This is a genomic window from Saccharopolyspora phatthalungensis, from assembly GCF_014203395.1.
Lineage (GTDB): Bacteria > Actinomycetota > Actinomycetes > Mycobacteriales > Pseudonocardiaceae > Saccharopolyspora > Saccharopolyspora phatthalungensis.
The window spans coordinates 1,256,415-1,277,260 of sequence record NZ_JACHIW010000002.1; the positions used below are offsets into that span (position 1 = coordinate 1,256,415).

At 68.8% G+C, this 20,846-nt stretch carries 9 protein-coding genes; 5 read left to right on the forward strand and 4 right to left on the reverse strand.

What is annotated here, in order from left to right; genetic code table 11:
* Positions 1-2: 2 nt before the first annotated feature.
* The gene (locus BJ970_RS39705) at positions 3-1,613 is read right to left on the reverse strand and encodes a methyltransferase (protein ID WP_184731137.1); all 1,611 of its coding nucleotides are present in this window, start codon (positions 1,611-1,613) and stop codon (positions 3-5) included.
* A gap of 105 nt (positions 1,614-1,718) precedes the next feature.
* Here BJ970_RS39705 and BJ970_RS31870 point away from each other — a divergent pair, with 105 nt between their 5' ends.
* Genes BJ970_RS31870 through BJ970_RS31885 form a run of 4 tightly spaced genes read left to right on the forward strand, consistent with a single transcriptional unit; the run spans position 1,719 to position 10,673 of the window.
* Positions 1,719-2,429 (forward strand): VOC family protein, encoded by a 711-nt coding sequence (locus tag BJ970_RS31870; protein WP_184731139.1) that lies wholly within the window; start codon positions 1,719-1,721, stop codon positions 2,427-2,429.
* The gene (locus tag BJ970_RS39710) at positions 2,426-7,105 is read left to right on the forward strand and encodes a non-ribosomal peptide synthetase (protein ID WP_184731141.1); all 4,680 of its coding nucleotides are present in this window, start codon (positions 2,426-2,428) and stop codon (positions 7,103-7,105) included. The genes BJ970_RS31870 and BJ970_RS39710 overlap by 4 nt, the downstream gene beginning before the upstream one ends.
* Complete coding sequence (locus BJ970_RS31880) at positions 7,102-8,892, forward strand: ABC transporter ATP-binding protein (RefSeq protein ID WP_184731143.1); 1,791 nt, start codon at positions 7,102-7,104, stop codon at positions 8,890-8,892. Before BJ970_RS39710 ends, BJ970_RS31880 begins: the two co-directional genes overlap by 4 nt.
* Positions 8,889-10,673 carry an ABC transporter ATP-binding protein gene (locus tag BJ970_RS31885; RefSeq protein ID WP_184731145.1) on the forward strand — a complete coding sequence of 595 codons (1,785 nt, stop codon included), beginning with the start codon at positions 8,889-8,891 and terminating at the stop codon, positions 10,671-10,673. The genes BJ970_RS31880 and BJ970_RS31885 overlap by 4 nt, the downstream gene beginning before the upstream one ends.
* Here the strand turns inward: BJ970_RS31885 and BJ970_RS31890 are convergent.
* The 3 genes from BJ970_RS31890 to BJ970_RS31900 all read right to left on the reverse strand — a co-directional run bounded on the left by BJ970_RS31890 (position 10,645) and on the right by BJ970_RS31900 (position 17,346).
* Complete coding sequence (locus BJ970_RS31890; protein ID WP_184731147.1) at positions 10,645-11,403, reverse strand: SDR family oxidoreductase; 759 nt, start codon at positions 11,401-11,403, stop codon at positions 10,645-10,647. The genes BJ970_RS31885 and BJ970_RS31890 overlap by 29 nt on opposite strands.
* Positions 11,404-11,452: 49 nt before the next feature.
* On the reverse strand, positions 11,453-16,957 hold the full coding sequence (locus BJ970_RS31895) for an ATP-binding protein (protein WP_184732509.1): 5,505 nt from the start codon (positions 16,955-16,957) through the stop codon (positions 11,453-11,455).
* 203 nt (positions 16,958-17,160) lie between these two features.
* Complete coding sequence (locus BJ970_RS31900) at positions 17,161-17,346, reverse strand: helix-turn-helix domain-containing protein (protein WP_184731149.1); 186 nt, start codon at positions 17,344-17,346, stop codon at positions 17,161-17,163.
* 176 nt (positions 17,347-17,522) lie between these two features.
* Here BJ970_RS31900 and BJ970_RS40435 point away from each other — a divergent pair, with 176 nt between their 5' ends.
* The gene (locus BJ970_RS40435; protein ID WP_184731150.1) at positions 17,523-18,701 is read left to right on the forward strand and encodes a helix-turn-helix domain-containing protein; all 1,179 of its coding nucleotides are present in this window, start codon (positions 17,523-17,525) and stop codon (positions 18,699-18,701) included.
* Positions 18,702-20,846: the final 2,145 nt, after the last annotated feature.

Here is a 20,846-nt window from a genome sequence, read left to right on the forward strand (position 1 = left end):
GGTCAGCGCTGCGCGGTGAACAGGTACTGCGACAGCGGAGCCAACGGGTGCTCGCCACCGGGCGTGGTGTGCACCACGGTGAAGCCCGCTTTTTCCAGTGCCTCGTGCCACTGCTGCCGGGACAGGAACGTGGTGCCCGACCGCAGCCGGGCGTCTTCCGCTGCGGTCATCATGAATGCCTGGGAGATCAGGATCTCCAAGTACTCCCGGGTCGGCTCGATCAGCAGCAGCCAGCCGCCGGGTACGAGCAGTTCGTGGAGTCGGCGCAGCGTGGCGTCGGCGTCGCGCGCGTTGTTGAGCGCACCCGCGGCGATGAGGACATCGACGCTAGCGGGCACGAAGTCCTGCTCGCGGTTGTCCCGGTCGATGTCATAGACGCCGTAGCGAACGAAATCGTAGGCGGCGAAACGTTTCTGGGCGCCGTCGAGGAAGAACGGCGACACGTCGGTGAAGAGGTAGTCAACACCGTCCACTCCGGACTCCGCGAGGTCGGCCAGCACCACCTCGCTGGTCGCTCCGGTGCCGGCGCCGACCTCCAGCACTCGCGGTGGCGTAGGCCCACCGGCCAGCACCCGCATCGCCGCGCCGACCGCCGTGTTGAGGTAGCGGGCGGTCGCGGTGTCCCGGTACAGCGCATCCGCGATGTCGGTGCGTCCCTCTGGGAAAAGCAACAGCGCGGCTTGCTCCGCGCCGGACAGCAGCTGGGGCAGCCGGTCCGCGTTGAGCCGGAAGTACGCCATGACCTCCGCGCCGCCGAGTCGGCCGGTCCACAGCCGATGCGCCGCGTCCCACGCGGCGTCAACGACCGTCCGGTCGATCGGCGCAGTGCCACGCGTCCGGTCGCCGTCGCTACCGAGCACACCTCGTTCGGTGAGCGCGGTGAGCCAGCGTTCGACCACGGCGTGGTGGCGCGGCGAAACCCCGGCCGCGGTAAGCACTTCCGAGGTTGTGTGCGACACCGCCGGATCAGTGAGAACACCGTGTGCCTGCAAGGTATGCAGCATCGCGGCGAGCACGGCCTCGTCGAAGCGGGCGACGAACTCCGCGGTGTGCTCCTGGGTGAGCCCGTCCACCGCGACCGATTCGATAGCGGCGATCAGACCGGCCCCGATCTCCCGGTCAGCCCCGGCAACCCCGACCACGCCGCTCGGGTCGCTGGTCAGGTGGACGGTCTCCACGGCATCGAATGCGGCCGGGCCTCCGACGTGCAGGATGCGGCGCAGGGCCGCGAGATCGGTCAGCGGCACGGCCGGTTCGGCGGCCAGGCGCGCGAGCCGGGCCGAATCCAGCACGGCATGGTCGGCGCCGGTTCGCTCCAGCTCGGCCAGCGTGCGTGCCGGGTGCGCGGTCGCGTCGGCCAGCACGACCCTGGCGCCGACGAGAAGCGCGGCGATCGCGGCGTCCCGGCCGCCCGCGTCCAGCGGCAGGGCGACCATGACGGTCCGCGCGTCCGCGCCGAGCACCGCGCTCCAGGCTCGGACACGTGCGGTCGCCGCCGAGTCGCCGGAATTCAGTTCGGCGGCCAGTTCCCGCAATTCATCGACGGCACGCAAGGTGTCGTCCTGTTCGATTCGGGCGCGCAGAGAATCAAGTTTCGTTCGACTGATTGGCACGGTGAGAATTCCTCGTCCGGTGTTGTTTCCGGGGGCGACTTAACCATGATTTCTCCGATTTTGCAAACATCTTGATCAGGGCGGAAGACAGAAAGGGCGCGGTAGATGTTGAGATGCAGTCATGTCCTGAGCCGAGTCGAGGATATCCACAAAATTGTGCGCGACTTCACCGAACTCGGTTTCTCGGTGACCTGGGGAAGCGCCCCGGAGAAGGCGCGCAATGCCCTGATTTGGTTTGCCGAGGGACCATTTCTTGAGTTTTTTGAATTTCCCACGGCGCTGCGTCCGCTGCGCTGGCCGGTCGCGGCGCGCTTCGGCCTGGGCATGGGCGACCGGCTCGCGAAGTGGGCCGCGCCCGGCTCCGGCTGGCGTGATCTCGCCCTGGAGACCGACGACACCGATCTCACCGCGACCCGGGACCGCCTCGCCGCCACCGGACTGCCCATGTCGCGGATCTTCCGCAACACCCGCACCCGGCCGGACGGCGAGCGCGTCCGCTACCAGATGAGCGCGCCGCGGCCCGCCGCGCTGCCGTTCGTCGTGTCGTCCTACGACCCACCGCAACGCCCGCGACGGACCGAGCATCCCAACGGCGCCACCGGGATCTCGGCCGTCCACTATGGAATACGACCGCAGCATCGCGCCCACTACGACCGGCTGATCGGCCCCGATCCGTGGCTGCGCCCGCGTGCCTCGCCCGTCACCGGCGTGCTCACCGTGGAGCTCGATGGTCTGGCCGGTCCGCTCGACCCCGAGCTGACCAACGGCGTCGCGCTCGTCCCCACCCGTCCGACCATCGAGGAGCCCCAGCCGTGACCAGCCAGCAGACGCATTCCCCCGCCCACCTCGTGGCCACCCTGACCGAGTCGGGGGTGAAACTGTGGGCCGAGAACGACCGCCTGCGTTACCGCGCCCCGAAGGGGGTGCTCACCGCCGAGTTGCTGGCGGCGCTGAAAGCCGACAAGGACGCCGTGCTCGACCTGCTGCGCAGCGATCAGGTCGAGCTGGTACGCGACGATGCGGGCCGCTTCGAACCGTTCCCGCTCACCGACGTGCAGTCCGCCTACCTGCTCGGCCGCAGCGACGCCTTCGGTTCCGGCGGCGTCGCCTGCCATGTCTACGTCGAGGTGAGCTACCCCGAACTCGACCCCGACCGCCTGACCGCGGCGTGGAATCGGCTGATCGCCCGGCACGACATGCTGCGCGCGGTCATCTCCGCCGACGGCTATCAGCGGGTATTGCCCGAGGTGCCGCACTACCCGGTGCCGGTCACCGACCTGCGCGGCGCGGATTCCGGCACCGTCGAGGCGGCGCTGGAGTCCGTGCGCGCCGAACTCGGCCACCACGTCTACGACCCGGCCGCCTGGCCGCTGTTCGACCTGCGCGCCACTCGCACCGACGCCAACGCCGTGCTGCACGTCTCGCTGGACTTCCTCATCGCGGACTGGGCGAGCATCGCGCTCCTCCTCGGGGAGTTGGCGGCCCTGCACGCCGAACCCGACCACGAACTGCCCGAACTCGAAGTACGGTTCCGCGACTATCTGCTCACCGAGTTGCGGCAGCGGGAGACCGGCCGCTACCAGCGCGACCTCGACTACTGGACCGCCCGGCTGGACACGCTTCCCCCGGCACCGGACCTGCCCGTCGCCCCCCACGACCAGCGGCCCTCGTTCACCCGCAAGCAGCTGCGGCTGGACGAGGACAGCTGGGCCGAGTTCACCCGGCGCACTCAGGAACGGGGCCTGACTCCCTCGTCGGCGGTGCTGTCGGCCTATGCCGCCGTGATCGCCCGGTGGTCGCGCACCGCGCGGTTCTGCCTGAACCTGACCGTGCTCAACCGGCTTCCGCTGCATCCCCAGGTGGCCGACGTGGTCGGCGACTTCACGTCGGTGAACCTACTGGAGGTCGACTGGACCGCGGGCCGGACGTTCGCCGAGCGGACCCGCGCGGTCGGCGACCGGCTTTTCGACGACCTCGATCACCGGTTGTACTCGGGCGTCGAGGTGATCCGCGAGCTCGCGCGCCGGCGCGGCCGCGAGTCGGCACTGATGCCGATCGTGTTCACCAGCGCCATCGGCATCGGCGGCGACCGAGCAGGCACAGGTGCCACCGCCGGTCGTTTCGACGGATACGGCATCACCCAGACCCCGCAGGTGTACATCGACTGCCAGGCCATGGATGACGAAGGGGGCCTGCGGATCAACTGGGACGTTCGCGACGGCGTCTTCCCGGACGGGCTGGTGGACGACATGTTCGCCGCGTTCGAGGATCTGCTGCGCCGCCTCGCCACGAGCGCTGGGGCTTGGGAGGCCGAGCACGTCGTCGCGCTGCCCGGCTGGCAGGCCGAGCAACGTCACCGAGTCAACGACACCGCCGGAGCGCCGCCGGATTTCCTCCTGCACCAGCCGGTTTTCGACCAAGCACGCCGCACCCCGGACCGCCTCGCGGTCGTCGACCGCCGGGGCGCGACGACCTACCGCGAGCTGGCCGGCCGCGCCGCCGCCGTCGCCGACGCGTTGCGGACCGGCGGGATCTCCCCCGGTGACCGGGTCGCGGTCGTGATGGACAAGGGCGTCGAGCAGGTCGCCGCCGTGCTCGGGGTTTTGCTCGCCGGCGGCGTCTACCTGCCGATCGACACGCACCAGCCGCCGCTTCGCCGCGCCGCCATCCTCCGCGACGCCGGGGTGCGGCACGTGCTCACGCAGTCCTGGGTCGACGAGACCGACGAGGTCGAGGGCGTCACTCGCACCTGCGTGGACACACTCGACCCGATCGAGCCGTGGCAGGTACCCGACGGCGATCCGGATGCTCCCGCGTACGTGATCTACACCTCCGGTTCGACGGGCAAACCCAAAGGCGTTGTCATCGGCCACCGCGCGGCCGCCAACACAATCGTCGACGTCAACGCCCGGTTCGGCGTCACGGCCGAGGACCGTGTCCTCGGCGTCGCCAACCTCGGCTTCGATTTGTCGGTCTATGACATCTTCGGCCCGCTCTCGCTCGGTGGCGCGCTGGTGCTGCCCGATCCCGACCGGCGTGCCGACCCGTCCCACTGGGCCGAGCTGATCGCCAAACATGGTGTGACGCTGTGGAATTCGGTGCCCGCGCTGCTACAGATGCTGCTGGCATACCTCGGCGCGGAGCCCGCGGGTGCGCTGTCCTCGTTGCGGCTGGCGCTGCTGTCCGGGGACTGGATTCCCACCACGCTGCCGGCGCAGGCCCAGGCGCGACTGCCGCGCCTGGAGTTGGTGGGGCTCGGCGGTGCCACCGAGGCAGCCATCTGGTCGAACTTCCACCGCATCGACGGCGTTCCCGAGGGCTGGCACAGCATCCCCTACGGCAAGCCGCTCACGAATCAGGGCTTCCGGGTACTCGATGAGTCCTATCAGGACTGTCCGGTGTGGACTCCCGGAGAGTTGTTCATCACCGGGGCCGGGCTGGCGCAGGGCTACCTCGGCGACCCGGAGACCACCGCACACCGGTTCTTCACCCATCCCGTCGACGGGCAGCGGCTGTACCGCACCGGCGACATCGCGCGGTATCGGCCGGGCGGCGACTTGGAGTTCCTCGGCCGCGAGGACACCCAGGTGAAGGTGCGCGGACACCGCGTCGAGCTGGGCGAGATCGAGGCCGCCCTGCTGGAGCACCCGGCCGTGGCCGCCGCCGGGGTGGTGTTCGCGGAAGGCACGCTGTTCGGGGTCGTGGAATGCGCCCGCACCGAGCCGGTCCCGCTCGACCCGCGATTCGCCCGCCTGGTGACCGATGCCGCGGGAGATTCGCCGGAGCGCGCCGTGGCCGCCGTGGCGTACCGGGCCGCCATGAGCGCCGGGCGGCCGTTGCGGATATTGGAACTTTCCCCGGTCGACGGGCTGGCGGACGTGCTGGCCGGGCTCGATGCCGACCACCGTCGGGGCACTCTCGACGTCGACCTGGACTACCGGGTGCAGGGCTACGAGCCCAACACATTCGATGTCGTCATCTCGCGGAGCGCCCACGACGCGCTGGTGGAGCTGTTGGCGCCGGGGGGTTGGCTCGTGGTGCTCGCCTCGGCCGGCTCGGCCGATGCCGAGCTGACGCTGCCCGGCGTGACCGCCTCCAGGGTCAAGACCGATCGCGCGGTGGTGACCGAGCCGGAACTGGTGTCGTTCTTGCGTGAGCGGCTGCCCGAGCACATGGTGCCGTCCGGGGTGCAGGTCGTCGACGCCCTGCCGCTGACCGGAAACGGCAAGGTCGACCGCCGCACCCTGAGCGGCTGGCGGCCCACCTCCGGCGGGAATTCCGCCGCCCCGGAACCTCCGGCCGACGCGCTGGAGGAAGCCCTCGCGGCGCGGTGGGCGGAGGCGCTGCGCCTGCCGGCGATCGGCCGGACGGATGACTTCTTCGCCAAGGGGGCCGACTCGCTGATCATGGCCAGGACCGCCGGCCGACTACGGGAAGAACTCCCGGAGGCCGCGCCGGTGCCGTTCGACACCCTGCTGCGCCACATGCTGAACGAACCGACCGTCGCCGCGCTCGCCGCGTTCTTGCGCGCCGCGGCGGCGCCAGCGGAAGTTGTCACCAGCGGCAGCAACGCCGCACTCGTGCCGTTCAGCACCGGCGATGGCCCGGTGCGGGTGCTGTTCCACGCGGGGCTGGGCACCATGGAGTGCTTCCGGCCGCTGGCCGCCGAACTGGTCGCGCAGGACCTCGGCCCGGTGCTGGGCATCGCCATCGCCGACACCGACGTCTACCGCGCCATCCCGCCGGCAGACGTCGTGGGCCGCCTCGCCGACGACTACACCGAGCGCTTGCTCGCCGCCGGACACACCCGGTTCCAGCTCGTCGGCTACTGCCTCGGCGGCATGTTCGCCACCGAGGTCGCCCGTAGGCTCGGCGAACGCGGTGTCGAGCTCGACGACCTGGTTCTGGTCAGCAGCCACCTGGTGGCGTTCGACATCGAGGACGACCTGATGTTCGAGACGCTGTTCGTGCCCAACCTCGGCATCTCGCTGGACCAGGTCGGCTTCGGCGAGCTCGATCCGCAGGCGGTCGCGCGGGCTTTCCCCGCGCTGGTACGGGAAAACGGCGGCCGGGTGCCGGAAGGGGCGCTCGCCCGGCTCGACGGCGCCCCCGGCGCGGTGTACGCCCAGCTCGGGTCGCTCAGCCAGGAGGAACGCTTCGCCCGGTACGCCGAGACCGCATCGCGCGTCGCCGGACAGCAGATGCCTCCGGAGCTGGCACTGGGCATGTTCCGGGTGTTCAAGCACAGCTTCCAATCCGCGAGATTCGTACCGCCGCCGTACTTCGGCGACATGCGCTTCCTCGTGCCCACCGGCCCCTCGACTTTCGCGCCGGGGCTCACCGAACAAATGCTCTCGTTCTGGCGCGACGTATGCCTAGGCGAGTTCACAGTGTCCGAAGTAGACGGTGATCATTTCTCGTGCATGAACCAACCGATCGTCGGCCAGGTCGCGGACCGCATCGCCCGACCGCTGCGCGGAGGTGCCCGATGAGCGACGACTCCGGTCTGCGGCCGGTCAAGAACCTGGTCGCGCTCTCCCCGGGGGTACGAGCAAGGCTCGGCCGGGGACTCGCGCTCGGCGCCCTCGGCGGCATCGCATCGGTCGCCGGTTACGTATGCGTGGCGATGACGGTCGGTGAGCTCTTCTCCGGCACACGGTCGACCACGGCGCTCGCTTGGTGGGCCGGGTCGGCGCTCGGTTGCCTCATCGTGTCCTTTGGCGCGCGCTGGCTGGCCGAGCAAGTCGCCCACCACGCGAGCTTCGACCTGGAAGTGGTGCTGCGACGCCGGCTTGCCGACGCGCTGGCGCGGATGCCGCTCGGCCATGTGCAGCGCACGGGGTCCGGCCGGATCAAGAAGATCGTCCAGGACGATGTCGCCGCGCTGCACAACGTCGTGGCCGACGCCGTGCCGTTCTTCGGTGCGGTGACCGCACAGCCGATCGCGGCACTCGTCGCGCTCGGCATCGTGCAGTGGAAGCTGCTGCTGGTCGCCCTGCTGGTCCTGCCCATCGCGATGGTGTCGTTCTCGTTGATGGCCCGAGACCACACGACGCAGCGCGCGCGCTACAACCAAGCCGGCGAGGACGTCAACGCGGCGGTGGTCGAGTTCGTGCAAGGCATGCCGGTCGTGCGGACCTTCGACGACGGCCGCACCTCGTTCCAGCGATTCGGCGATGCCGTTGCCGCGTTCACCGATGCGGTCGGGGCCTGGACCGAGGCCACGCGCCGCGCCTCGGGGTTCACCAACCTGGTGATCGTGCCGTTGCCGACGCTGCTGGTGATCGCGGCGGGCGGCGTGCCGATGCTGGCCGCGGGCTGGATCACGCCCGGTGACCTGGTGCTGGGCCTGCTGGTCGGCGCCATGCCGGTCGAGTCGATCGCGCCGCTGATGCACCTGACCAACTACGTCAACGACGCCAAGGCCGGCGCCGTGCGGATTGGCGAACTGCTCGGCGTGCCACCCCTACCCGAGCCGGAAAATCCCGAGCCGCCAACGGATTCCTCGGTATCGCTGACCGGCGTGACCTTCCGTTACACGGAAAAGGGCGCACCGGTCCTCGACGACGTGACCCTCACGGTGCCCGAGGGCACGGTGTGCGCGCTGGTCGGCCCGTCCGGATCGGGTAAGTCCACGGTGGCGCGGCTGATCCCCCGGTTCTACGACGTCGACGCGGGCTCGGTGCGGGTCGGCGGCGTTGACGTGCGGGACATCGCCAGTGACGTCCTGCTCCGCCACGTCGCGCTGGTGTTCCAGGATCCGTTCCTGGTGTCGGGCACGGTCGCGGAGAACATCCGGCTGGCCAAGCCCGACGCGACCGACGAAGAAGTCGTCGCCGCGGCGAAGGCGGCTGCCGCGCACGAGTTCATCACGGAAGAACTGCCGGACGGCTACGACAGCCAGGTCGGTGAACGCGGCGGCCGGCTCTCCGGCGGGCAGCGCCAGCGGATCACCATCGCCCGCGCGATGCTGTCCGGCGCACCCGTGGTGGTGCTCGACGAGGCGACGGCGTTCGCCGACCCGGAGAGCGAGGCCGCGATCCAGGAGGCCCTCGCCCGGCTGACGGCGGGTCGCACCGTGCTCGTCATCGCCCATCGCCTGACGACGATCACCGGCGCGGACCAGATCGTGGTCCTCGACGGCGGTCGCGTCGTCGAGCGCGGCACGCACCCCGAACTGATCGCCGCGGGCGGCCGCTACTCGGCCCTGTGGGCCCGCCATGAGCAGGCCGCGGGCTGGGGACTATCGGCAGACGCCGGGAAGGACGTGATCGCATGAAGCGCATACTCGGCCTGATGATGCGGGCCGCCGGGCCTTACGCCCCGCAATTCCGCACGACGCTGCGGATTTCCATGCTGGCCTCGCTCGTGCAGGCCCTGGCGTACGCGACGTTCATCCCGCTGCTCGCGGCGCTGGCCGCCCAGCCGGTGGACACCGCCACGGCCTGGTTCTGGCTCGGCGTCCTCGCCGTCCTGGTGGCCGTCGAAGGGGTGCTGCGCTTGCGGGAGAGTTCCTTCACCTTCGACTACTGGCATCTGGTCACCGGCGAGATGCGGACGCGGCTGGGCGACCGGCTGCGGTCGATGCCGCAGCAGGAACTCGCCCGCCGGGACGCGGGCGACCTCACCACGGTGGTGGGCAGCAACGTGACCAGTGCGGCCACCGGAATCTCCTCGTTTTCCACGCTTTTCGTGCGACTGGTGACGGTGCCGGCCGTGATCGGCCTCGTGGTGCTCGTCGTCGACTGGCGCCTCGCGATGGTGCTCGTCGTCGCAGTCGTGGTGTCCGTGCCGCTGCTGCGCAGGCTGCGGTTCCTGTCCAACACCGGCTTCCGCCGAGTGGACGCCGCCAACGCCGACGCCGCCGGCCGGATCGTGGAGTACGTGCAGGGTCTGCCGGTGTTCAAGGCCACCGGTCAGGCGGGTGCGGACTCGCCACGGCTGGCCGAGGTGTTCGATCACCAGCGCGAGGCCAACGCCGAGTCCAACCGCTCGGCGTCGGTCCCCGTCGCGGCGTTGCAGTTCCTGGTCCAGGTCGCGGTTGTCGCGCTGGTGGCGCTGGGCGCGGCACTGGTCCTCGACGCGCGGCTCACCCTGCCGCTGCTGTTGGCCATCGTGGTCGCCGCGGCCCGCTTCGCGGAACCACTCGGCGCCGCGGTCACCATGACCAAACTGTTCGAGATGTCAGAGGCGGCGCTGGGGCGGGTCAGCGAGGTGCTGGACACCGAGCCCCTGCCGACGCGCCCGAACGGCCGAGCGCCGGAATCGTTCGACATCACGTTCACCGGCGTTGGATTCACCTATGACGGCCGGACCGAACCGGCGTTGCGCGACGTCAGCCTGGAGGTGCCCGAACGCAGCCTCACGGCGCTGGTCGGCCCGTCCGGCTCCGGCAAGACCACCGCAACCCGGCTCATCACTCGGTTCGCCGATCCGCAGGCCGGGGTGGTCCGGCTGGGCGGCGTGGACGTCGGCACGCTCGCGCCCGAGGAGCTGATGCGCCACATCGCCGTGGTGTTCCAGGACGTCTACCTGTTCGACGACACGATCCTGGCCAATATCGCCATGGGCCGCCCCGGCGCCACCCGCGCGGAGGTGGTGGAAGCCGCGCGTGCCGCGAATGCGCACGCGTTCATCGAAAACCTGCCCGACGGCTACAACACACGGGTGGGCGAGATCGGCTCGGCGTTGTCCGGTGGGGAACGCCAGCGGATCTCCATCGCGCGCGCGATTCTCAAGGACGCACCCGTGGTGCTACTGGACGAACCGACCGCCGCCCTGGACACCGAGTCGGAGGTCGTCGTGCAGCAGGCGATCGACAACCTCGTCGCGGGCAGGACCGTGGTGGTCATCGCACACCGCCTGTCGACCGTGGTCCGGGCCGACCAGATCATCGTCTTCGAGCAGGGCGGTGTGGTGCAGCGCGGCACGCACGCCGAGCTACTTGGTGAGCAAGGCCGCTACGCACAGATGTGGCGCGCACAGACGCGCGCCAAGAACTGGCGGCTCGCGCCCACAGTGGAAGCGTCGTTCAGAAGGTCTGCTCGGTCGGCCGGATGAGCATTTCGCTGATGGCGGCGTGCCGTGGGCGGGTGAGCATGTAGACGACAGCGTCGGCGATGTCGCTTGCCTGGAGGACACCGAGCGCGGAGGCGGCCCTCGCGTCCGGGGCGTTGTTCCGGGCGTTGGTCGTCATCTCGGTGACAACCACGCCCGGTTCGACGAGCCCGACACGCACGTGGTGCTCGGCAAGTTCTTGGCGCAGTGACTCGGAGAACGCGCCGACTGCGTGCTTGGTTGCGGCGTAGACGTTGTTGCCGGGCAAGACTTTGCGGCCGCCGACAGAGCTCACGGTGATGATGTCGGCGATGCCGCGAGGGCCCTGCGCGGCGGCGGTGAGGTGCGGCAGCGCGGCATGGGTGGTGGCCAGCACGCCGTTCAGGTTGACGTCGACCATCTTGTGCCACTCAGCGAGGTCGGCTTCGCGTGCGGGTCCCCACATGCCATAGCCGGCGTTATTGACCAACGCGTCGATGCCGCCTAGTTCGGCGGCGACGTGGTCGATCGCGGTGTGTACCGCGTCGGCGTCGGTGACGTCGACCTCGAAGACGTGTCCCGTGCCGCCCGGGGCCGCGTCAATCTCTTTGACGAGGGCATCGAGGCGGTCGCGGCGGCGCGCGAACAGTGCCACCGCAGCCCCCTCGGCAGCCAACGCACGGGCGGTCGCCTCCCCGATCCCGCTCGATGCGCCGGTGACAACCGCCGTCGTCCCGTTCAGCCTCTCGGCCATCAAGTACACCTTCGCTTCTCTTCGATATCGCCCACCCGGAGTCTTTGAGCTACCAGGGGCAGCGCTTGAGGCCGTGCTCGATGGCCTCGATGATCCGTGGCCGCAGCTCGGCGGCGCTGATGATCGCGTCGACCGAGCCGACCTCAACCGCCCGCTGGATGCTGTGGATTCGGTCGAACTCCGCGGCGACATCGCCCAGCTTTTCCGCCCGCACCGAGGCGTGGACCTCGGCCAGCCGCGCGTTCAACGCGGCTCGCTCGGCGCCGCTGGTCTCGGCAACCCGGGCCTGTAGCTCGGTCACTCGCGGGTCGGTAGCCGTGCGGTTGTTCACCTCGCCAGAGAACACCACGGCTGCCGCCGGGGCACCGCCGAGCACCGAGGCGAACGAGCCCTCCAGGGCCAGCACCGTCATATTCGGGTTGAGCGCCTTGGAGAACACCACGAACGCGCCGCCGTGGTAGCGGGAGATCACGCAGAACACGATCGGGCCGTCGAAGTTGACGATCGCCCGGCCGATTTCGGCCCCGTACTCCAGTTGCAGCTTGCGCATCGACTCCGGCGAGCCGTCGAACCCGGACAGGTTCGCCAGCACCACCAGCGGCCGGTTACCGGACGCGGCGTTGATCGCCCGCGCGGTCTTCTTCGACGATCGTGGGAACAGCGTGCCCGCGGTGTAGGTGTCCGGGCCGTCGGTGGGCGGGAAGCCGCGACGCGGCACCGCCCGCGACTCGATGCCGATCAGGCAGACCGGCCGGCCGCCGATGTGCACGTCCTGCACCGCCGCGGTGTCCGCGTCGGCCATTCCGGCCCAGCGTTCCAGCACCGCGTGGTCCTGATCGGACAGTGCCCGCATCACGGTGCGGATGTCGAACGGCTTCTTGCGGTCCGGGTTGTGCTCGGCCGAGAAGATTTCGCCGACCGTGGTGAAGTCGCTGCCGACCACCGCGTGCGGGTAACCCGAGACGTCGCGGTCCAGCGGGTCGTTCGTGACCGCCTTCCGCGGCGTCGTCTCGCCCGGCACGATGTAGGCGTGGTCGTAGTGCGCCATCAGGACGTCGCGGGCGGCCTGCAGGTTCGGCGCCCAGTACTGCGCTTGGCCGTTGGGCCCCATTACCCGGTCGTAGCCGCCGATGCCGAAGTTGTCCTCGGCCGACACGCCGCCGGAGAAGTCCAGCGATTGCTTGCCGGTCAGCACCATCGCCGAGTCCGGCGTCATCACCAGGATGCCCTTGGTGTGCATGAGCATCGTGGCCTCGGCGTTCCAGTACGGCTGGGCGCCGACGGTGATCCCGGCGACCACGATGTTGATCTCGCCGCCGGCCTGGGTGAACTCGACGATCCGTTTGAGCGCCGCGGCCACCCAGTCCATGTTCTCGGTGCCGGAGCCCATCGAGATCCGCGCGCCCGCGGACAGCGCGAACCACTCCAGCGGCACCCGCATCCGTTCGGCCAGGTCCAGCGCCGCGATCACGCGCGAGCACTCCGGCTCCGACAGCGCGCCCAGCGCCTTGGTCGGGTCGCCGAGCAGCACCACGCGCGTGACGCCTTCGGGGTGCCGTTCGGTCGGGGTGGTGACTACCCCGGCGACAATGGCCGCGGTGTTCTTGCCCTTCGGCCGGTCCACCGGCACCAGCGCGCCGCTCTCGTCGAGGTCGTGCTCGACGAAGCCACCGTCCGCACCGGCCAGCACGTCGGTCAGCTCGTACGGGTAGACGTGGCCGCGCCGGGCCGCGCGCAGCACCTTCTGTCGGTAGTCGTCCAACGGCCGCACCGGCTCGGCCGACGGCGGGCCGACGTGCAGCTGCGCGTCGTCGCCCGCGTCGAGGGTGATCCGTACGGCCGTCTCGGTCAGCTCTCCGGTCTCGGTGCGCTGGCGGGCCAGGAACTGGACCTCCTCCAGCCCGGCGCCCGCCGTGGTCGGCAGGATCCGCTGGACGATGGAGTTCAGCTCGTCAACGGTCAGTTCGGCCGCCGGCCAGACGTACATCATGATCCGGTTGGTGTCGAACCGCTTGTTCTGCGGCCGCTGCGCCTGGATGTTGCGGATCGCATCGACGCAGGCGGTGACCGCGTCCTCCAGCGCGGGCAGCGCCACCAGCCGGCCGTCCGCCTCGCGCAGCGGCGTCAGGTCGCGGACCTGGGCCATCGCTACCAGCCGCTCGTCGGCCGGGTTGCTCGTCGCCACGGCCTTGAACAGGTAGATCTCCTCGTCCGCGGACGGCAGCCGGGTGAGGTCGAAGTCCCGCAGCCGACCCAGTTGCAGCCGCTCGGCGATGTGCGGATGCAGGCCGCGGATCAGCCGGTCCTCGACGAATCCCGTGCCGTCCGGGCGGAACGTGAAGTGGTGGTGCATCACCGCACCACCGGTGCCGGCGAACGTGGCGGTGATCCGGGCGACGCTTGCGGGCAGCGGGTGTGCGGCCAGGAGCTCGCCGAGCCGCAGCGCCAGCGCGTCGGCGTCCGGCTGGCCCTCCCACGTGACGTACAGGTCGGCGACAAAGCTGCTTTCCCGCGCCTGCGCGGCGAACGTGCCGACGGCGGCGATCGCGTCCGGCAGCGCCGCGAAGTCGGCGGCCGTGGCGGCCATCCGGGTCACGCCCTCCGGGCCGGTGTGCTCGGCAGTGATGAACCGGCAGCCCGCGATGTCGCGCGCGGTGACGCCGGTCAGCCTGCGGTTGCCGTAGTAGCGGCGGGTCAGCACCTCCAGCAGCGGCGCGTGGTCGCCGTCCGCCCGCCCGATCCCGCGGCCGATCCGCTGGCCGATCAGCCGTACCAGCGGCTCGGCGCTGGCCACCATGGTCTGGATCCGCTCGGCGCGGTCCGGGGCGTCCGGATTGCGGTCCAGGTAGCGCAACTCGTCGCGCACCGCGGCGTAGACCTTGGCGCGGTTGCGGCGCAGCAGTGGCTGGGCAAACCAGCGGAACACCACGCCACGGGCGAGGTCGGCCACCGCGGGGAAGCGCACCTGCGTGGCTTCGACCAGGCGTTCCAGCGTCAGCCCCGCACCCTCGCGCAGCTCGGCCGGCGGCGCGCTCGCCAGCCACTGCTGCAGCAGCTCGGAAACGATCGCCATATCGGCCGCCATCCGCTGCTGGGCCAGGAAAATCCGGAAGACCGCGGCCTCCAGCTCCGGCGTGCGGTCGAGACCGGTGATGCCGTAGTGGCCGAACACCTTTTTCAGCTTCGCCTGGAAGCCTTCCGGGACACCGGCGCGCTCGACGTCGAGGCTCTGCAGGTAGCTGTGGAAGTACTCGCGCGGGCTGTGCACCGGACTGCCCGGCTCGACCTCCAGGTCGCCACCCGGCTTGTTGCGGCTCAGCTCAGACATGTCGGCGAAGACGGTGAGCAACTCCAGCTCGCCGGGCACCGGCCGGCCGCCGAGTTCGGCACGGGCGGCCAGGTACCCGGTGAGCACGCGCTTGCGGTCCCGGGCGTCGCCGTCGAAGCCGAGCAGCAGGCCACGCAGTTCCTGCAGGTGCTGCTCGACCCGCTCGACCACGGGCACGTCCGACGGCTCGGCGGGCAGGTCGATCTCGACGGTCTGTTCGGCCGCCGCGGTGTCCTCGGCGGCGCCCTCCTCGGCAAGCGGCTCCAGCCGCATCAGCGGCGCGCCGGTCTCGATCTGGCTGCCGACCGAAACCGGGCATTCGCGGACCCGGGCGCGGAAGGGCGCCCGTAGCACCGTTTCCATCTTCATGCTCTCCAGCACGAGGATCGGCGCGTTCGCCTCGACCTCGTCGCCGACCGCCAGCGGGGTGGCGACCACCAGGGCGGGCGCGGGAGAGCGGACGACGCCGCCCTCGTCGCGGCTGATCCGGTGCGTGACGCCGTCGACCTCGACCAGGTGGATCGGCCCGTGCGTGGCCGAGGTCAGCCGGAACCGCCTGCCGTTGACCACGATCCGGCCGCTGTGCGTGTCGAACCGCTCGACCTCGACGTCGGCCGGGTGCACGTCGCCGCCGGCGCCGACCCCGACGCGGAACCGCTTCGGCCCGACCCGCGCGACCTGCACGCGGTAGCCAACGCCGCGAAGCTTCAGGTCGAGCGGGCGCCCCGGGTCGTGGCGCACCTGCGGCCGCCCGCCGTGCGCGGTGGACAGCAGCTGCTGCCTGCTGACCTCCTCCTCGTCCTGATATGCCTCGATCGCGGCCGCGGCCAGCGCGACAGCGGAGTGCTTGTGCGCGGCGAGGCGGCCTTCGGCGCGGACCCGGTCGATCCAGCCGGTGTCGGCGCTCGCGTCGATCACCTCGGGCTGGTCGAGCAGGTCGAGCACGAAGCTCTTGTTGGTCGCGCCGCCCGCGATGACGACCATGGTCTCGGCCATCGCGCGGCGCAATCGGCCCAGCGCCTCCTCGCGGTCGCGGCCGTAGGCGATGATCTTCGCGATCATCGAGTCGAAATCGGCCGGGATGCTGTCGCCCTCGCTGACGCCGGTGTCGACCCGGATGCCGGGGCCGGCTGGCAGCACCAGCCGCGCGATGCGGCCGGGCGCGGGCGCGAAGTCGCGGTCGGGGTCCTCAGCGTTGAGCCGCGCCTCGACGGCGTGCCCGGACTCGGCCGGCTGCGGGCCCTCAAGCTTCCCGCCGCTCGCCACGTGCAACTGGAGCTTGACCAGGTCGGTCCCGGTGGTCAGCTCGGTGATCGGGTGCTCGACCTGGAGTCGGGTGTTGACCTCCAGGAAAGCGAACAGCTTCTCGCCCGGGTGGTAGAGGAACTCGACGGTCCCGGCGCCGCGGTAGCCGACGGCCAGCGCCAGCCGCTCGGCCGACGCCTTCAGCTCCGCGGTCTGCTCCGGATTCAGGACGGGAGAGGCGGACTCCTCGATGATCTTCTGGTTGCGCCGCTGCACCGAGCAGTCGCGGACGCCGAGCGCCCACGCCGTGCCCTGCCCGTCGGCGATCACCTGGACCTCGACATGCCGGGCGCCGGTGACCAGCCGCTCCAGGAACACGACGCCGCTGCCGAATGCGCGCAGCGCCTCCTGGCTGGTGCGCTCGTAGGCGTCGGCGAGGTCGTCGGGCGAGGCGACGACGCGGATGCCGCGCCCGCCGCCGCCCGCGGTGGCCTTGAGCATCAGCGGGTAGCCGATGCGCTCGGCCGCGGCCAGCGCGTCTTCGAGGTTTGCGACCTCGCCGCGGCTCCACGGCGCGACCGGGACGCCCACCTTCTCGGCGATCAGCTTGGCGCCGATCTTGTCGCCCAGCTCGCGCATCGCCTCCGCGCTCGGCCCGATGAAAGTGACGCCGATCTTCTCGCAGAGCTCGGCGAACGCCGGGTCTTCGGCGACGAAGCCCCACCCGACCCAGGCGGCGTCGGCCCCGGTCTCGACCAGGGCCCGTTCCAGCACGGCGTGGTCGAGGTAGGGGCGGGCCGAGGCGGGTCCGAGCGGGTGGGCCAGGTCGGCCTCCCGGACGAACGTGGCGCTGCGGTCGGCGTCGGTGTAGAGGGCGACCGTCTCGATCCGGGCGCCGGTCTCCGCGGACAGTTCCCGGACGGCGTGGATCAGCCGCATCGCGGCCTCCCCGCGGTTGACGATGGCGACACGACTGAACACCGGCTGAGCCTCCCAAGTACGCACGCGCAGCAGGCGACGTCCTCCCGGAGCGTCGCCTGCACCTGCCTCTACCCTGGTCGATCATCGGCGGGCAGACCAATGTCCGGCATAGCGCATGCCGGAGCTGTTGTGTTGTGGAAACCCAACAATAGCCACCGCGACCACACCGGACGGCCGGGGGCTGGCGCGCGATCAGTTCGTCGTCATCCCGTCTGCCCGCGCTGGCGGCGAAGCTCTCCGCGCACGTCATCGAGCCGGAACCGGGATTGTCCTCCGGCTGTGATCTCAGTGGGTGTAATCCTGCCTTCGCGGACCCATCGAGACACCGTTGATCGGCTCACGCCAAGGGCTTTTGCCAGCTCAGAAGATGCGATCAGGTCACGAGGCACCCGCCAATAGTGTGGCGCAACTGGCTCATCTGTCGCACTCGTTGCTACCGCCGAGCCTTATGGGCCGGATGAGCCAGTTTGACCCGCGGACTCCGCCTGCCCGACCTGCGGGCACTGACCCGGGGCGTCCTTAGCATCTTCTACCTCACAGATCAACCCGGCTGTACCGTGGCCCCATGAGTAACCATCTGTCACTAGGTGAGCGCATACGGCAACTACGAGGCGACCTCTACACCCAACAGCAACTGGCAGACCGAGCGGGGCTATCGCTCACGTTGATCCGAAAACTAGAACAGGGGGTGCGGCAGACATGCAGCGTCGCGAGCCTGCACAAGATCGCTCGGGCCCTGGATGTCACGCTCGCCGATCTACTGGTCCCAGTCTCGATACCAGAGCACGACCAGGACCAAGGGGTTACGGCGCTACGGCACGCCGTGAGCTTGGTAGGCGTCCCGAAGGACGCCCCTGCGACTACGCAGGAGGCGCGTTTTGCCGAAATCGCCGCGTGGCGCACGTACTGGAGTGGGCAACACGACTCCGCCGTTTGGGCGTTGTCTCGTCAGATCAGACAACTAGAGTCCGGGCTAGCCACGTCAAACGACACAGATCGGCCGATTTATCTCCAGTCACTATCCCGGGTGTTGTGGGCTGCCGGGTGTACCTTGACACTGCTGCGGCACCCGGACGCCGCGCACCTGGCCATACAGAGATCAATACGCCTATCTGAAGGACTAAGCGACCCCGTGATGACAGCTTCCGCGACGGGATCTCTAGCTTGGCAACTAATGGTTGCCGGCAGGTACGAGGAATCGTGGGAGTTGTCCACCTCAACTGCAAGGACGATTGAACCGGGCAGAACCCACAATATCCCTCAAATGAAAGTGTACGGGTCTCTGTTGCTGCAGGCTGGTAACGCGCACGCCCGCGCAGGCAACGCCGTGGCGGCGAAGCATTTCTTGGGTGAAGCTCGGCAAATTGCCGCAAAGGTCCCCGACGGACAGTGCTACCACAGCAGCATCTTTGGCCCGTCCTCAATCGCTATGCAGCATACAGATATTGCGATCAATCTCGGCGAATTCGGCGACGCGTTGGCCGCGTCTAAGACCATGCCGGGGGGCGGCTCAGCCCTACACCTCTTGGGTAAATGCAGGCACGATACGGATCGCGCCTTGGTCCATCTCAAGACCGGGGATACAGACAAGGCGGTGGCGCTGTTGTCGTCGACTGCTTCTGCCGCCCCCTTTTGGTTTCAGAATCAGCGCTTGTCAAAATCTATTGTCAAAGATCTGCTCCACACACCTGCGTCTAAGTCCCCGCAATTGCGGGGACTCGCTACGAAGCTGGGAGTGTGCTAACCCGATCGGGTAGTGACACGCTGCGTGTCACCAGCATTCCTCCGGCACCGACAAGATCCCTCCTGGATGGCCTCCGCCGGTCGTTAATCGATCCCCCGACAGCCGGACGGCGGGGGCGTCCTTCCAACGGATGGAGGGTGACCCATTGAGAAAGCTTTCCAGCCCTGCCGGGATCGCAGACGCAGGAATCGAGCTCGACGAGAAATGATCCGCAGGCGCGTGCGGGTATTCCTATGACGGGTGCCCCTGAGCCGGAGTCCATCGAAGGCCCCTCTGTCTCAACGGTCAGTCTTGATGTAGTTCTGCGTAAAGTCTCGTGGAAGCTTGACCAGGTGGCGTTCAAGCTGCCTCGTCGCGACGTATCTACCTCCGACTTGGATCAGCTCGCGGACACCCTCACGGAGCTAGTGGAACTCCTTCGAAAAGCGGACCTTTGTTGACTGGGTTTAGGCGACTGCTTCTGCGCCTTACGGTAGCCCTGATAATTCTCTTGCCGGTTGCATCGGCACCGATCGAGGAAAGGAGGACTTACGCCGATGTACGCACAGACGTGGGCTCAAGTGTTGATTATCGGACTGCCCCTTTTGTCTATCCTCTGGCCTACCAAGAGAGACCGATGATGCCGATCCCTGAATTCGCCAACTGAATGGCTGGTAAGAACGAGGCGAAGTGGCATCAGACGGCCGGATGATCTGTCGCGGCTGTCTCGCCACGACAATAAGCATCCAGCAATCCCGAGACTCGAAAGGTCCCCGGTAGCAGCTACCTACCGGGGACCACCAAAGAGCCTACCGCACACGCCGCGTAACGATGAATGGAGGCCCCAGTTGCCTAGACGAACGTTCGCGCCTGATTGCTCCGTACTGTGGAAATGCGCAGCCGACCAGTGTCTTTTTGCCGACGAAGACCCTGATGTCGTAGGGCAGCACGAACACGGTTCCCACGGCCCCTCATGGATGGCGGAAGGACCCACCACAATCATTGTGGCTAACAGCCAGACCAAGTGAAGGCCCTACGCCGGATCCCCCGTCCGTCCAGCGAGTGCCACCACCAAATACGCCCTTGCAGCACGCGAGGAGAGCGCTACCAAGCGTAAACGTAGGACCGCCTCTCCTTTTCCCAGATGAGGGGGTCCCCTTATACCCGATCAAGGAGACGAGATTATGCCGGACGAACCAGATAAGGACCAGAGCGCCGCGCCGGAAGGCGAGGGGGATTACTACTACGACGATGCCGGAACGCTTATCCGGGCCGGAGCCGGCCCCCAGCTCTGATCTACGCCCCTCCGCGCCCGGGCGATTGAGACTGGAAGAGACCCCCTCACCCTTGTGAAGTGGTCCCCGGGAGAGGGAGTCTCTCCGCTTCCCGCGTTTGGGTGCTTGCCAGATGAAGCTAAACCCTGTAACAACGGCGGTGTGACCGTGACCACCCACCCGGCCCGTAAGTGCTACATCTGTTTGGGCACTTGCCAGATTGAGGTGTCCGAACGGGACGAGCATGGAGAGGAGGTCCTAACTCCGCACACGTGCATCCGATGCGGGGGTGCGGGGGTTATCACAGATGGATTTACCCTAGATCTAATCCCCGTACCGCCGGAGTCTTGGCAAGGTCAGACATGCATTTGCGACTTTGGCCGAGACGGGCCTATGGGCCACCCTCAGTGCCCAGCGAGATGAGAGAGCGAGAGCACAGTGAATCCGACACCCCCGAGCCACAAGACCCCGCCAAGGTGCCCGGTCTGTGGGCACAATTTTTGCATATGCCCTAAAGACTGAGGCAGCACAAAAAGACCCCCTCCTGACATGAACTGCTCCCGGGAGGGGGTCTATCTTTGCATCCGATTAGAATGCCTCGGTCAGCGCCAGTGCTCCGGTCTACCGCTGCCGCTCGGACAGGACTAATATACACGGCCCAGAGACACAAAACCTTGCAAGTGTCTCCTCACGCAGGGCAGGTTGCCGGAGGCCAAAAGGGAGCTACGAACGGCTACCGGGCGCAAGACTCCCGCTACCTGCCGCTTCTGCCACGACGTCATCCGCGACGAGCGACGCGTCGCGGCGGCGGCGCACATCACTGGACAACCTCGTGCATCGACGGTGCCCGCGGGGCTTGGCGGAAGCTGCGCGTAAAACGGCCTACCCAACA